11 protein-coding genes are annotated in these 15200 nt (G+C 65.6%); 2 read left to right on the top strand and 9 right to left on the bottom strand.

Translation table 11 applies throughout. The features are described from left to right. Nucleotides 1-178: 178 nt before the first annotated feature. Nucleotides 179-436 (top strand): hypothetical protein, encoded by a 258-nt coding sequence (locus FLL57_RS08525; protein ID WP_013502572.1) that lies wholly within the window; start codon nt 179-181, stop codon nt 434-436. 183 nt (nt 437-619) lie between these two features. Here the strand turns inward: FLL57_RS08525 and gyrA are convergent, their stop codons facing one another. From gyrA to dusB, 9 genes are all read right to left on the bottom strand, one after another. Further along, on the bottom strand, nt 620-3361 hold the full coding sequence (gene gyrA, locus FLL57_RS08520) for a DNA gyrase subunit A (RefSeq protein ID WP_142882665.1): 2742 nt from the start codon (nt 3359-3361) through the stop codon (nt 620-622). Between the two features lie 202 nt (nt 3362-3563). Further along, a complete protein-coding gene (hflX, locus tag FLL57_RS08515) occupies nt 3564-4934 on the bottom strand; it encodes a GTPase HflX (protein ID WP_142882664.1) in 1371 nt (456 codons plus the stop codon). A gap of 11 nt (nt 4935-4945) precedes the next feature. After that, complete coding sequence (hfq, locus tag FLL57_RS08510; RefSeq protein WP_011158147.1) at nt 4946-5194, bottom strand: RNA chaperone Hfq; 249 nt, start codon at nt 5192-5194, stop codon at nt 4946-4948. 180 nt (nt 5195-5374) lie between these two features. Continuing rightward, on the bottom strand, nt 5375-6232 hold the full coding sequence (locus FLL57_RS08505; RefSeq protein ID WP_142882663.1) for a D-amino-acid transaminase: 858 nt from the start codon (nt 6230-6232) through the stop codon (nt 5375-5377). A gap of 39 nt (nt 6233-6271) precedes the next feature. Further along, nucleotides 6272-7639, bottom strand: coding sequence for a sigma-54-dependent transcriptional regulator (locus tag FLL57_RS08500; protein WP_047308556.1), 1368 nt, complete (start codon nt 7637-7639; stop codon nt 6272-6274). A gap of 16 nt (nt 7640-7655) precedes the next feature. Further along, on the bottom strand, nt 7656-9947 hold the full coding sequence (locus tag FLL57_RS08495; RefSeq protein WP_142882662.1) for a sensor histidine kinase NtrY-like: 2292 nt from the start codon (nt 9945-9947) through the stop codon (nt 7656-7658). A 163-nt stretch (nt 9948-10110) separates the two neighbouring features. Further along, on the bottom strand, nt 10111-11553 hold the full coding sequence (ntrC, locus tag FLL57_RS08490) for a nitrogen regulation protein NR(I) (RefSeq protein WP_013502578.1): 1443 nt from the start codon (nt 11551-11553) through the stop codon (nt 10111-10113). Nucleotides 11554-11562: 9 nt separating this feature from the next. Continuing rightward, a complete protein-coding gene (locus FLL57_RS08485; RefSeq protein WP_013502579.1) occupies nt 11563-12735 on the bottom strand; it encodes a two-component system sensor histidine kinase NtrB in 1173 nt (390 codons plus the stop codon). Continuing rightward, nucleotides 12732-13733 carry a tRNA dihydrouridine synthase DusB gene (dusB, locus tag FLL57_RS08480; protein WP_142882661.1) on the bottom strand — a complete coding sequence of 334 codons (1002 nt, stop codon included), beginning with the start codon at nt 13731-13733 and terminating at the stop codon, nt 12732-12734. The genes FLL57_RS08485 and dusB overlap by 4 nt, the downstream gene beginning before the upstream one ends. Before the next feature lie 270 nt (nt 13734-14003). Here dusB and FLL57_RS08475 point away from each other — a divergent pair, with 270 nt between their 5' ends. Continuing rightward, nucleotides 14004-15200, top strand: a complete 1197-nt coding sequence (locus FLL57_RS08475; protein ID WP_142882660.1) for a bifunctional 2-C-methyl-D-erythritol 4-phosphate cytidylyltransferase/2-C-methyl-D-erythritol 2,4-cyclodiphosphate synthase — start codon at nt 14004-14006, stop codon at nt 15198-15200.

Below are 15200 nucleotides of genomic sequence, written 5' to 3'. Positions count from 1 at the left end.
TTGCCGGATTGTTTCATGCACTCGAAAGCCAAGAAACAAAACCCGGCGTGATGAAACCTGAATGGCCCAGCGACGAAGACGTTCTGAAACCAGCGCTGGGTAAACCGGCCTCATCGGGAAGCGACAAAGCACTCCAGGCCGAAACGGCCGGACCATCGAGACGACAGGGGACACCGTCATGATCAAGGCTCTTTCCGTGATCGCGATCGCCGCCTTTGCTGCCGCGGCAGTCACCATTCTTCCGGGCTTCGCCCCGCAGGTCGAAGCCAGCGTTCCGCAGGCGCTGGCCAAGGGTGACCGGCTCGACATCCGTCCTCTCGGCACTGCCTGCTCCGAGCAAGCCTGGCCGAACTTCGAGCCGGCTTGTCTCCGCAACGTCCGTTCCGGTCACGCCCCGATCGGTCAGGCGCGGCTGGTGACGGCGGAACGACATTAAGGTTTTGGCGTTATCCCCACGCTAGTTTCGCAAAGCGCTTCCCTCCAAGGGCGCTCTGTACCGAAGACCCCCGAGTTGCCCCCTCGGGGGTCTTTCGATTCCGGCGATCGTCAAGCTTGCTGATGCGCCCAGAGTGGCGCCGAGGCGGCGAACGGAACCGCCGCCTCTACTTGAGCGGCGGCTTTAGCCGCCGTTGCCGTTGTCGCCGTCGTCGGTCTCCGGGATGCGCTCGACCGACACCACCTTCTCGTCGTCGGCGGTGTTGAACACGATCACGCCCTGGGTGGAGCGGCCGGCGACGCGGATGCCTTCGACCGGACAGCGGATCAGCTGGCCGTTGTCGGTGACCAGCATGATCTGGTCGGAATCCTCCACCGGGAACGACGCCACCAGCTTGCCGTTGCGGCCGTTGACCGACATCGCCACGATGCCTTTGCCGCCGCGCCCGGTGGTGCGGTACTCGAACGACGAGGTCCGCTTGCCGTAGCCGTTCTCCGAGATCGTCAGCACGAACTGCTCGGACGCCGACATCTCGGCGTAGCGCTCCTGCGACAGCGCCGCGGACGTATCGCCCTCCTCGGCTTCGGCCTCCGGCATCTCGATCGGCTCGCTCTCCTCGCCGGTCGCGGCGCGGCGGATCGCGCCGGACTGCTTCAGATAGGTCGAGCGTTCCGCCGGCGTCGCCTCGAAGTGGCGCAGGATGCTGAGCGAGATCACCTTGTCGCCGGACGACAGCGCGATGCCGCGCACGCCCATCGAGGTGCGGCCGCTGAACACGCGCACATCGGGCACAGGGAAGCGGATGCACTGGCCACCGGCGGCGGTCAGCAGCACGTCGTCGCGCTCGGTGCAGATCTGGACGTCGACGATCGCCTCGCCGTCGTCGAGCTTCATCGCGATGATGCCGGAGCGGCGGACATCGACGAAGTCCGACAGCTTGTTGCGGCGGACATTGCCGCCGGTGGTGGCGAACATCACGTCGAGTTCGCTCCACGAGGCTTCGTCCTCCGGCAGCGGCATGATCGTGGTGATGCGCTCGCCCTGCTCCAGCGGCAGGATGTTGATCAGCGCCTTGCCGCGGCCGTTCGGCGGCGCCAGCGGCAGCCGCCAGACCTTCTCCTTGTAGACCTGGCCGCGCGACGAGAAGAACAGCACCGGCGTGTGGGTCGAGGCGACGAACAGCCGCGAGACGAAATCCTCCTCGCGGGTCGCCATGCCGGAGCGGCCCTTGCCTCCGCGGCGCTGCGCCCGGTAGGTCGACAGCGGCACCCGCTTGACGTAGCCGGCGTGCGACACGGTCACCACCATGTCCTCGCGCTGGATCAGGTCTTCGTCTTCGACCTCGCCTTCCTGCTCGACGATCACGGTCCGGCGCGGCGTCGCGAATTCGGCCCTGACCTCGCCGAGCTCGTCCTTGACGATCGTCTGCACCCGGGCGCGCGAGCGCAGGATCTCCAGATAGTCGGCGATTTCCACCGCGAGCTTGTCGAGTTCGTCGGAAATTTCTTCGCGTCCCAGCGCGGTCAGGCGCTGCAGTCGCAGATCGAGGATGGCTTTGGCCTGCTCGAACGACAGCCGCGCGGTGCCGTCCGGATTGAGCTTGTGGCGCGGATCGTCGATCAGCGTGATCATCGCCGCGACGTCGGCCGCCGGCCAGTCGCGCGACATCAGGGTCTCGCGCGCCGTGTTCGGATCGGGCGAATGACGGATCACGCGAATGATCTCGTCGATATTCGCCACCGCGATCGCGAGGCCGACCAGGATGTGGGCGCGGTCGCGCGCCTTGTTGAGCAGGAATTTGGTGCGGCGGGTGACGACCTGCTCGCGGAACGCGACGAAGACCTGCAGCAGATCCTTCAGGTTCATCAGCTGCGGCCGGCCGCCTTCCAGCGCCACCATGTTGGCGCCGAAATTGGTCTGCAGCGGCGTGAACTTGTAGAGCTGGTTGAGCACCACTTCCGGCACCGCGTCGCGGCGCAGCTCGATCACCACGCGGAAACCGTCGCGATCGCTCTCGTCGCGCAGATCGCTGATACCTTCGATCTTCTTCTCGCGCACCAGTTCGGCGATGCGCTCGACCATCGTCGCCTTGTTCACCTGGTACGGAATTTCACTGACGATGATCGCTTCGCGGTCCTTGCGAACGGTCTCGATCTCGACCTTGCCGCGCATCACGATCGAGCCGCGGCCGGTCTGATAGGCGGCGCGAATGCCGGCGCGGCCGAGAATGATGCCGCCGGTCGGGAAGTCCGGCCCCGGCACGATCTTGTTGAGATCGTCGATCGTCAGCGCCGGGTCGTCGATCAGCGCGACACAGGCGTCGATCACCTCGCCGAGATTGTGCGGCGGGATGTTGGTCGCCATGCCGACCGCGATGCCGCCGGCTCCGTTGACCAGAAGGTTCGGGAACTTGGCAGGAAGAACCTGCGGCTCCCGTTCCGAATTGTCGTAGTTCGGCTGGAAGTCGACGGTGTCCTTGTCGATGTCGTCGAGCAGCGTCTGCGCGATCTTGGTCAGACGGGATTCGGTGTATCGCATCGCCGCCGGCATATCGCCGTCGACCGAGCCGAAATTGCCCTGACCGTCGATCAGCGGCACCCGCATCGAGAAGTCCTGCGCCATGCGGACCAGCGCGTCGTACACCGACTGGTCGCCGTGCGGGTGATACTTACCGATGACGTCGCCGACGGTGCGGGCCGACTTGCGATACGGCTTGTTCCATTCGAAGCCGTTCTCGTACATGCCGTAGAGGATGCGGCGATGCACCGGCTTCAACCCGTCGCGCGCATCCGGCAGCGCCCGCGCCACGATCACGCTCATCGCGTAATCGAGATAGCTGCGCTTCATCTCGTCGAGAATGGATACGGGGCGAATATCCGAGGGCGCCAGCGGCTCCCCGGGCTTCTCGTCGTCTTTGTCGGACAAGGGTGAATTCCGGTCAGAATCTGATCGGATTCGTATAACGTATTGGGGTGTTGCAAACCACCCTTTCGGGCGCCGTTTCCGAAGGTTTTTCTATTCGTATTCCCAAACACTTACGGGATGTTTCCGGCGCGCTCGAAACGCCGTTCGCCGGGGCGCCGGAATCGGCGACGGCGGCGCGCTCGGAAAGAGCCGATTCGCGCCCTCAATCGGGTCGCGGCACCGCCCCGAAGCGCTCGACCACGATGTCGCGTTTGTTGTCCTCGACCCGCACCGTCATGACGTAGCGGCCGTCGACGAGATCCTTGGCCAGCACCTCGGCGTTGCGATGCAGCCAGCTCACGCCGGCGCCGTCGGCGGCGTCGACCGACAGATCGAGCACGGTACGGGTGGCCGCCAGACGCTGCTCGATCGCCAGCAGAAGGTCATCGACGCCCTCGCCGCTGACAGCCGAGACCAGCAGGCACGGATGATCCTCGGGCCGGCGCGCCGCGATGTTCTTCAGCTCGTCGCGCTGCTCCGGCTCGAACCGGTCGATCTTGTTCCAGACTTCGAGAATACGTCCACTCGCAGCATCGACGCCGAGCTGGCGCAGCACATTGTCGACATCGCTCTGCTGCGCCTCGGCGTCTTCGTGGCTGATGTCGCGGACGTGCAGGATCAGGTCGGCTTCCAGCACCTCTTCCAGCGTCGCGCGGAATGCGGCGACGAGCTGTGTCGGCAGATTGGAGATGAAGCCGACGGTGTCGGACAGCATCGCCTTGCCGCCATGCGGCAACTGGATCGCGCGCAGCGTCGGGTCGAGCGTTGCGAACAGCATGTCGGCGGCCTGGACGTCGGCGCGCGTCAACCGGTTGAACAGCGTCGACTTGCCGGCATTGGTGTAGCCGACCAGCGCCACCACGCGATACGGCACGCGCTGCCGCCCGGCGCGATGCAGCCGGCGCGTCGCCTGCACCTTCTTCAGCTCGGCTTCGAGCTTGGTGATACGCTCGCCGATCAGCCGGCGGTCGGCTTCGATCTGGGTTTCGCCCGGACCGCCCATGAATCCAAAGCCGCCGCGCTGGCGCTCGAGGTGGGTCCAGGATCGCACCAGGCGCGAGCGCTGATAATTGAGATGCGCCAGTTCGACCTGCAGCGTGCCTTCGCGAGTCTTGGCGCGGCGGCCGAAGATCTCCAGGATCAGACCGGTGCGGTCGAGCACCTTGGCGTTCCAGGCCTTCTCCAGGTTGCGCTGCTGGATCGGCGACAGCGCGCAATCCATCACCACGAGGTCTGCGCCGTGCGCAGCGATCAGGCCGACGATGTCCTCGACCTTGCCCTTGCCGAGATAAGTCGCCGGACGGATCTGGCTGATCGGGGTGAGCACCGCCTCGACCACTTCGAGGTCGATGGCGCGGGCGAGGCCCGCGGCTTCGTCGAGGCGCGCGTCATTGTCGCGGACAGCCGTCTCCGCCGCGTCGGGATCGCCCCGGCGCGCACGTAGATACGGACCTACGACGATCACCCGTCCGGTCTCTCCGCCCTGCCCCGATCGCGGACGATCGGAGCCGCTGTCAATGCCACGGGGTTCCAATCAGACCCGCCTCAAGCTGGCGAGTCCTCGCCGCTTTCGAACAACTGGATCGGCGCCCCCGGCATGATCGTCGAGATCGCGTGCTTGTAGACGAGCTGCGAATGACCGTCGCGCCGCAACAAAAGGCAAAAATTATCGAACCAGGTGACAATACCCTGCAACTTCACCCCGTTGACCAGGAAGATCGTCAGGGGAGTCTTCGTCTTGCGTACGTGGTTGAGGAAAGTGTCTTGAAGGTTTTGTGCGCGGTCTGCCGCCATTTTTTATCCCGCAATTGGTTTTGTCTTTTCTTGCCGGTGAGCGCTCTCTGTCGGAGCTTCACCCCGGTTGCCGACTCCTCCGAGATCCCCCTCCAGAAGCCGACGATCCGATTAGAGGGTAGGCATGGCTTTTAAGCAAGCAACTAAAACCCGGACGGCCTACGCCCCGATCCGCAAAGCTCAGGAAAACACCGCAAAACGGTGAAACTGCTCTCTTAGACGTTTGGCCAATGCGCCGGGGTTGCCGTCACCGATCGGCTGTCCGTCGATCGCCACCACCGGCATCACGATCTGACTGGACGCGGTGACGAACGCCTCTGCGGCTGCGGCCGCTTCGGCCGGCGTGAACGGCCGCTCTTCCAGACGCACCTGAAGCGCTTCGAGCGCGTCGATCAGCACGGCACGGGTGATGCCGGCAAGAATGCCGCTGTCTGCCGAGCGGGTCACCACCCGCCCCTCTTTGGTGACGATCCAGGCGTTGCTCGACGCGCCTTCGGTGACGAAGCCGTCGCCGTCGACGTACCAGGCTTCATAGGCGCCCGCCTCGCGCGCCGCCTGCTTGGCGAGCACGTTCGGCAACAGCGCCGTCGACTTGATATCGACCCGCGGCCAGCGGTTTTCCGGCAGCGTGATCACCTTGATGCCGCGGGCGGCGTTGGCCTGCCCTTTGGCCGGATCGATGCTGCGTGCGGTCACCACCACCGCGGGCTTCACCGAGGCGGCCGGAAAGCCGTGATCACGCCGGGCCACGCCGCGGCTGACCTGCAGATAGACGATGCCGTGGTTCACCCGGTTGCGTCGCACCACTTCATGCATCACCACCGACAGCGCGGAAAGCGGCATCGGCTCTCTGATCCGCAATTCGCCGAGCGAGCGCTGCAGCCGCGCCAAGTGTCGCGGCATGTCGATCAGTTTGCCGTCACGCACTTCGGAGACTTCATAGACGCCGTCGGCGAACTGATAGCCGCGGTCCTCGATGTTCACGCTCGCCTCGCGCATGTCGAGATAACGGCCGTTGACATAGGCGATGCGCGACATCGATTGGATCCAGGTCTGAGATGAGAATTGAAGAAAGGCTCAGCCGACGCCGAGCGCCTTGAGCTTGCGGTGCAGCGCCGAGCGCTCCATGCCGACGAACTCGGCGGTGCGCGAGATGTTGCCGGAGAACCGGCTGATCTGCGCGATCAGATAATCGCGCTCGAACGCCTCTCGGGCCTCGCGGAGCGGCAGACCCATGATGTGCTCGCCATTGTTGCCGGTCGGCATCGTCGGCACCATCGAGCCGACATCCTGCGGCAGCATGTCGGCGGTGATCACCGCATCCGGTCCGCCGCCGGCCAGAATCATCAGGCGCTCGACGTTATTGCGGAGCTGGCGGACATTGCCGGGCCAGACATGCGACTGCAGCACCGCCATCGCGTCCTGGCCGATCTGCCGGCGCGGCAGCCCGGTCGCCGCCGAGATCTGCTCCATGAAGTACTCGATCAGTTCCGGAATGTCGTCGCGCCGCTCCGACAGCGGCGGCACCCGGATCGGCACCACCGACAGCCGGTGATACAGGTCTTCGCGGAACCTTCCGGCGACGATCTCTTCTTCGAGGTTGCGCGCGGTCGACGAGATGATGCGGACGTCGACATTGACCCGGGTGGTGCCGCCGCAGCGCTGGAAGGTCTGCTCGACCAGGACGCGGAGAATCTTGTTCTGGGTCTCGCGCGGCATGTCGGCGATTTCATCGATGAACAGCGTGCCGCCGTGCGCTTCTTCCAGCGCGCCCGCCTTGCGCGAATGCTCGCCGTTGGCCTCGACGCCGAACAGCTCGATTTCCATTTTCTCCGGGGTGATCGCCGCGGCATTGATCACCACGAACGGACCCTCGGCGCGCGACGACGAATTGTGCAGCGTCCGCGCCGCGAGCTCCTTGCCGGCGCCGGACGGGCCGACGATCAGGATTCGGCTGTTGGCCTTGGCGGCACGCTCGATCGTCTGACGAAGCTGGTTGATGCAGGCAGAGCGGCCGACCAGGGTCGATGCCGACGGCGCGAGCTGTTTCAATTCACGCACTTCGCGCTTCAGCCGCGAGGTCTCCAGCGCCCGCGTCGCCACCAGAATCAGCCGGTCGGACTTGAACGGCTTCTCGATGAAGTCGTAAGCGCCGCGTTTGATCGCAGCGACCGCGGTTTCGATGTTGCCGTGGCCGGAGATCATCACCACCGGGACGTCGGTGTGATCCTTCTTGATCTGCTCCAGCAATTGCAGACCGTCGAGCTTGCTGCCCTGCAGCCAGATGTCGAGGAAAATCAGGTTCGGCCGCCGGTTGGCGATCTCGGCGAGAGCCGAATCACTGTCGCGCGCGGTGCGGGTGGAAAAGCCTTCGTCCTCGAGAATACCGGCGACGAGATCACGGATGTCCGCTTCATCGTCGACGATCAGAATGTCATTCGCCATGGTCGCGCCTGTCGCTTTAGCTGCCGCTGGCAGCCGCTATCCTTGGTTCGTTGTCGGCCTGCTGTTTTGGTTCACCCGAGCCCGGAGGCGCCGCCGGCTGACCCGACATCGCAAATCGAAGGCGCATCCACGCACCGCGCTGGCCCGGACGGACATGGGATGCGTCATTGAGTTCGATGCCCCCACCGTGGTCGACCAACACCCGTCCGACGATCGCCAGGCCGAGGCCGGTGCCCTTCTCGCGGGTGGTGACGTAGGGTTCGAGCAGCCGCGAGCGGCTTTCTTTGGGCAGACCAATGCCGTTGTCGATGATGTCGATGACGACGTCGTCGCCGTCTCGGGCCGCCACCACTTCGATCTTGCCCTTGCCGAGCTCGTCTTCCGGCACCGCTTCGATCGCCTCGGTGGCGTTCTTGATGATGTTGGTCAGGGCCTGCGAGATCAGGCGGCGGTCGAACCGCGCATGCAGCGGTTCGCCCTTGATTTCGGTATCGATGTCCACATCGGGATGACCGACCCGCATCAGGAACACCACCTGCCGCACCGTATCGCCGACGTCCTCGCCTTCGATCACCGGCTTCGGCATCCGCGCAAACCGTGAGAACTCGTCGACCATCCGCCGGATATCGTCGACCTGGCGGACGATGGTGTCGGTGCATTGCTCGAAGATACTCTTGTCCTCGACGATGACCTTGCCGAACTTTCGCTTGATACGCTCCGCAGAGAGCTGGATCGGCGTCAGCGGATTCTTGATCTCGTGGGCGATCCGGCGGGCGACGTCGCCCCAGGCCGAGGTGCGCTGCGCCGACACCAGTTCGGTGATGTCGTCGAGCGTGATGATGTAGCTGTCGCTGGTGTGGCCGGTCTGTTCGGCGGTGACGCGAACGTTGAGGATCCGTTCGCGGCCGTCGCGGGTGATGGTGATCTGGCCCTGCACCAGACGCTGCGATCCCTCGCGCGCACTCGCCATGATCTCGTCCAGCTCGGGGATGATCTCCGATAAGGGATGTCCGAGCGCCTCGGCCTCGGCGTGACCGATCAGCTTCTCGGCCGAGCGATTGAGAATGCCGATGCTCAGGGAGCCGTCGACGCCGATGATGCCGGCGCTGGCCGACGACAACACCGCCTCGATGAAACGGCGGCGGCTGTCGATCAGCTCGCTGGCGCTGACCAGATCGTCGCGCTGGGTGCGCAACTCCTGAGTCATCTTGTTGAAGGTCATGCCGAGCTGCGACAGGTCGCCCTCGGATTTCGACACCGGCACCTGGACGTGCAGATCGCCGGTCGAGACCAGATGCGCCGCGCCCATCAGGCGCCGGATCGGCGCCACCAGCCAGTTGGCGAAATTCAGCCCGATCAGCACCGCCGACATCAGCACGGTGAGTGCGATCACGGTGAACATCAGAGCGAACGCGACCTGGACGCCGAGCCGCCGCGCCTCGAGTTCGGAATATTCGGCGACGCTGGCCTGAGTCTGGCGCAACTGCGCCACCACGTGCGGATCGAGGAAGCGCGCGACGTACAGGAAGGTGTCTTCGAAACCCTTCAGCCGGATCACCGCGGCGACGTAGTTGGCTTCGATGAACACCGCGATCTGCGGCTCGGTATCGTCGACGTTCTTCAGGAATTCGGGCGCCGGCACGTCGAAGTCGCGGCGGATGCCGTTCTGCGCCGCTTCCAGGATGTTGCGATCCTTGTCGATCAGCATCGCGCCCGGCAGATTACGGGTGGCGGCGTCGTTGGTGAGGAATTCGCGGAACGACTTGCGGTCGAGGTCGAACAGCGCCCGGGCGTGCGAGATGTCGTTGGCCATGCCGAGAATGTCGCCGCGGATCAACTGGCCGTGCTCGTGCAGATAGGCATTGGCGACGATCAGCGAATTCTGGATCACCGCCCGGGTCGGGCCGGAGAACAGCCGGTCGAGGCCGCGGTCGAGCGTGACGTTGGCGACGATCGACACCAGCACCGCCGGCAGAACTGCGATCACCGAGAACAGGCTGACGATCTGAACGTGCAGCCGCGACGCCGCCCGCCCGCGCCTGCGAGCTTGGATCACCTTCCAGACTTCGCGAGCAATGATCGCGAGCAGCAGCAGGATGGTGACGGCATTGATCAGCAGGAAGCTGACTACGACCTCACGGGTCGGGGCGATCGGGGTCAGTCCGGTGAGGACGACAAAGGTCAGGAAGGCCGAGAACAACGCGACGCCGACTGCCATCGGCGCCAGCAGCTTGCGCCAGGTGCGCAGCCGAGGCTCGGCAATCGACGTGTCGTCAACAAGTGGGGCCGACGTCTCTGCGCTGGTCATTCCGGCAATAAGTCAATTGATGCGTTCGGCTGCCGCCGCGCGGGCGGAACCGTGTGATGCATTCGTACAACAATGTTGCTCAATTGCGACAATATCGCGGCGCTTCGCCCGAGCCACCTCGGGCGAGTACGCGGTCCACAGCCGAAAACCTTGTCTCGGCGTCTCAGCCGCCGGTCCGATAGACCTGAATGTCGAGATCGCGGATCTTCTTGCGCAGAGTGTTGCGGTTGAGGCCCAGCAGGTCCGCGGCGCGGATCTGGTTGCCGCGAGTCGCAGCCAGCGCGGCGGTGAGCAGCGGCACCTCGATCTCGCGCAGCACCCGGTGGTAGAGGCCGGGCGGCGGCACGCCGTTCGGGAAGCCCGAAAAGTGCGATGACAGGTACATCTCGACCGCGCCGCCCAGATTGTCGACGGTGTGGGGCGCGCTGCCGCCCGCCACCACCGGCGGCGGCGCCAATTCGCCGTCGATCACCGAGGCGGTGATCACCTCCTGGGGATACAGCGCCGCCAGACGGCGGGCGAGATTTTCCAGTTCGCGGACGTTGCCCGGCCAGCGGTGCTGCTTCATCCGCTCCAATGCGGCGGCATCGAGCTTTTTGGCCGGCAGGCCGTCCTTCTCGGCAAGCGCGAAGAAATGCCGAACCAGATCCGGCAGATCCTCGATGTGCTCGCGCAGCGGCGGCAGCCGCAGCGGCACCACGTTGAGGCGGAAGAACAGGTCTTCCCGGAACAGGCCCTGCTGAATCAGAACCCGCAGATCCTTGTTGGAGGCCGCAACGATCCGGACGTCGGTCTTGATCGGTGTGCGTCCGCCGACGGTGGTGTATTCGCCCTGCTGCAGCACCCGCAGCAACCGGGTCTGCGCTTCCATCGGCATGTCGCCGATTTCGTCGAGAAACAGCGTGCCGCCCTCGGCCTGTTCGAACCGCCCGGAGGCGCGGGTGTTGGCGCCGGTGAAGGCACCGCGCTCGTGACCGAACAATTCCGACTCGATCAGGTCGCGCGGAATCGCCGCCATGTTGACCGCGACGAACGGACCGTTGCGGCGCTTGCCGTAGTCGTGCAGCGCCCGCGAGACCAATTCCTTGCCGGTGCCGGACTCGCCGGTGATCATCACCGTCAGGTCGGTCTGCATCAGCCGCGCCAGCACCCGGTAGATTTCCTGCATCGCCGGCGAACGGCCGACCAGCGGGATCGAGTCGAACTCGCCCTCGTCGTTGGCGCTGGTGATGCGCTCCTTCGGCTCGGCCAGCGCGCGGCCGACGATCGCGATCAGTTCCTTCAGATCGAACGGCTTCGGCAGATATTCGTACGCGCCTTTTTCCGAGGCGCGGATCGCCGTCATGAAGGTGTTCTGCGCGCTCATCACGATGACCGGCAGGTTCGGCCGCAGCTTCTTGATCCGCGGCAACAGATCGAATGCGTTCTCGTCCGGCATCACCACGTCGGTGATCACCAGATCGCCCTCGCCCTGACTGACCCAGCGCCACAGCGTCGCGGCGTTGCCGGTCAGCCGCACTTCGTAGCCGGCGCGCGACAGCGCTTGATTGAGCACCGTGCGGATGGCGGTGTCGTCGTCCGCGACGAGAATACTACCTGCAGGCATTGGGAGTCCTCATCTTGCAGTCTGTGAGGCATCGGACGACGCCGGCGCGTCCTCGCCGTTCGTGGATTGTAGGGCCATGGCGGTGTTGAACATCGGCATCAACACCCGGAAGGTGGTTTTGCGCGGCTGCGATTCACACTCGATGATGCCGCCGTGATCGCCGACGATCTTCGCCACCAGCGCCAGGCCGAGGCCGGAGCCCGACGGCTTGGTGGTGACGAACGGATCGAACAGGTTCGGCAGCAGATCTTCGGGAACGCCGGGACCGTTGTCCCGCACACAGAATTCGAGCGGCAGCGACACCCGCGTCTTCTTGCCCGGCACCGACAGCCGGACGCCGGGGCGGAACGCGGTGGTGAGCTGAATCTCGCCGTCGGAGCCGAGATCGACCACGGCCTCGGCTGCGTTCTTCACCAGGTTCAAGAACACCTGAATCAGTTGATCCTGATTGGCCAGCACCGGCGGCAGCGACGGGTCGTAGTCCTCGACGAATTTGATGTTGCGGGCGAAGCCGGACTGCGCCAGCCGCTTGACGTGATCCAGTACCGAATGAATGTTGACCGGCCCGCGCGCGACCGGCCGATCGTCGCCGAACACTTCCATGCGGTCGACCAGGGTGACGATGCGGTCGGCTTCGTCGCAGATCAGCCGGGTCAGCATCCGGTCTTCGGCGGAAGCCTGCTGCTCGAGCAGTTGCGCAGCGCCGCGAATCCCGGACAGCGGGTTCTTGATCTCGTGCGCCAGCATCGCCGCCAGCGCGATCACCGAGCGCGCGGCGCTGCGGTGCGTGAGCTGGCGATCCATCTTGTCGGCGATGGTGCGCTCCTGAAGCATCACCACGATGTGGCCGGGACGCTCGTTGAGCGGAGCGACGTGAAGGTCGACCTGGCGGTCCGCGCCGATCCGGGGCGTGCCGAGATCGACCTTGTATTCGTTGACCGGCGAATGTCCGATCCGGACCTGCTCGATCAGCGCCAGCAGCGGGCTGCCGAACGGCACCAGGTCGGTCAGCGACTGCCGCCGCAGCAATTGGGCGGAAATCTCGAAGAAAGATTCCGCCGACATGTTGGCATCGACGATCTTGCCGTCGGGACCGACCAGCAGCACCGGATTCGGCAACGCATTGAGGATCGCATCGCTGTCGGTCGGCTGAGCCCGGCGCGGTTCGACGATGGCGTTCATGCGGCGGCCCTCCAGGCGAAATCATCGTAGGCGTCGGCGAGCGCGCGATGCACGCGGGCCGGATTCTCTTCGGTCAGGATCGCAGCGCGCCAATGTTTCAGAATCGCCGGCGGGGCACCGGCGCTGGCGGCGGCGACCTCGAGCGACCAGCCGAGATGCTTGCGCGCGTGACGCAGTCCGATCCTGACGCCGTACAGCGCCAGAATGTCGTCGTAGAGCGTGCGTAAGTAATCGCGCTGCGCCGCGAGCGGCGGCTCCGCCCCGGCCTGACCGGTGGTGAGCTGGCGGCCGACCTGCCCCGGCAGCCAGGGCCGCCCCTGGGCGCCGCGCCCGATCATCACCGCGTCGGCGCCCGACCGCTGCAGCGCTTCAAGCGCGGTGGCGTGACAGGTGATATCGCCGTTGACCACCAGCGGAATCGAGATCGCGTCCCGGACGGCGCGCACCGCGCCCCAATCGGCTTCGCCCTTGTAGAACTGCTGCCGGGTGCGGCCATGCACCGTGACGAGCTGCACTCCGGCGTCCTGCGCACGCCGCGCCAGCTCCGGCGCGTTGCGCGAGCGATCATCCCAGCCGAGCCGCATCTTCAGCGTCACCGGCACCCGGACCGCGCCGATCGTCGCTTCGATCAGCGTCAGCGCGTGATCGAGATCCCGCATCAGGGCCGAGCCGGACAGACCGCCGGTGACGTGCCGCGCCGGGCAGCCCATATTGATGTCGATGATGTCGGCGCCGCCGGCTTCCGCAATCCGGGCCCCCTCCGCCATCCACCGTGCCTCGCAACCGGCGAGCTGGACGACGTGCGGCCCCTGCCCGACCTTGTCGCAGCGCCGCACCGACATCCGCCGACCGGCCACCAGATCCTCGCTGGCGGTCATCTCCGAGACCACCAGTCCAGCGCCGAGTTCCGCGACTTGCCGCCGGAACGGCGCGTCGGTAATGCCTGTCATCGGCGCCAGAAGTACCGGACGGGCCACCGCAATATTGCCAATCCTCAAAGGCGGCGAACCTGATACAGTGGATCCAGTCACGGTTTGCTCATTCTATAGCCAGCGCGGTTGCACGCTCGACTTCGCTCAATGTTTGAGCATCGTAGATCATTGCCTACAGTTTAGCCAATCATATCAGACATGCAAGTGCGTTGCAGCAATTGTCCCCGGGCGGCGGCTGCGATGACGGAATCATGCTGCTTTTCAACCCCGGCATGGTAAGGGCTGTGCGCCGGCGCCACCAGCGCCGGCTGTCCCAATTCCGTATCAATTGATCAGATGTCGAACCCGCTCCGCACTGCTGCTATCATCGTCGCCGCCGGGCGCGGCCTGCGCGCAGGCGCTGGCGGCCCCAAGCAATACCGCACCCTTGCCGGCCGGCCGGTGATCGCCCGGGCGATGGAGCCGTTCTGCACCCATCCCGAGGTGATGGCGGTGCAGCCGGTGACCAATCCCGACGACACCGAGATGTTCAACGCGGCGGTGGCCGGCCTGAATTTCCGTCCTGCGGTCGGCGGCGGCGCGACCCGACAGGGCTCGGTGCGCGCCGGCCTGGAAGCTCTGGCCGAGCTGAAGCCGGACATCGTGCTGATTCACGATGCGGCGCGCTGCTTCGTCACCCCGGGGCTGATCTCCCGCGCGATTGCCGCCGCCGGCGCCACCGGCGCGGCGCTGCCGGTGGTTCCGGTGACCGACACGATCAAGCAGGTCGATGCCGCTGGGGCGGTCGACGCGACGCCGGACCGCGCGACCTTGCGGATCGCCCAGACGCCGCAGGCGTTCCGATTCGACGTCATCCTCGATGCCCACCGCCGCGCTGCCCAGGACGGCCGCGACGAATTCACCGACGACGCCGCCCTCGCCGAATGGGCGGGATTGACGGTGTCGACCTTCGAGGGCGATGCTAACAACATGAAGATGACCACCCCGGAAGATTTCGCGCGCGAGGAAAGCCGGCTGATGGCCGCCCTGGGCGATATCCGCACCGGCACCGGCTACGACGTGCATGCGTTCGGCGAAGGCGACCACGTCTGGCTGTGCGGCCTGAAGGTGCCGCACACCCGCAGTTTCCTGGCGCATTCGGACGGCGACGTCGGCCTGCATGCGCTGGTCGACGCCATCCTCGGCGCGCTGGCGGATGGTGACATCGGCTCGCACTTCCCGCCGACCGACCCGCAGTGGAAGGGCGCGGCTTCCGACAAGTTCCTCAAATACGCGATCGACCGCGTCACCGCGCGTGGCGGCCGCGTCGCCAATCTCGAAGTGACGATGATCTGCGAGAGGCCGAAGATCGGCCCGCTGCGCGACGCGATGCGTCAACGGATCGCCGAGATCACCGGCGTGCCGGTGTCGCGCGTCGCGGTGAAGGCTACCACCAGCGAGAAGCTCGGCTTCACCGGCCGTGAGGAAGGCATCGCGGCGACTGCATCCGCCACCATCCGGCTGCCCTGGGGCGCCGACGGACTGGCCGGCTGA

The organism is Rhodopseudomonas palustris, from assembly GCF_007005445.1.
Taxonomy (GTDB): domain Bacteria; phylum Pseudomonadota; class Alphaproteobacteria; order Rhizobiales; family Xanthobacteraceae; genus Rhodopseudomonas; species Rhodopseudomonas palustris_G.
The sequence above is the reverse complement of the archived record's forward strand: the minus strand, read 5'-3'. Positions and strand labels throughout refer to the sequence as shown.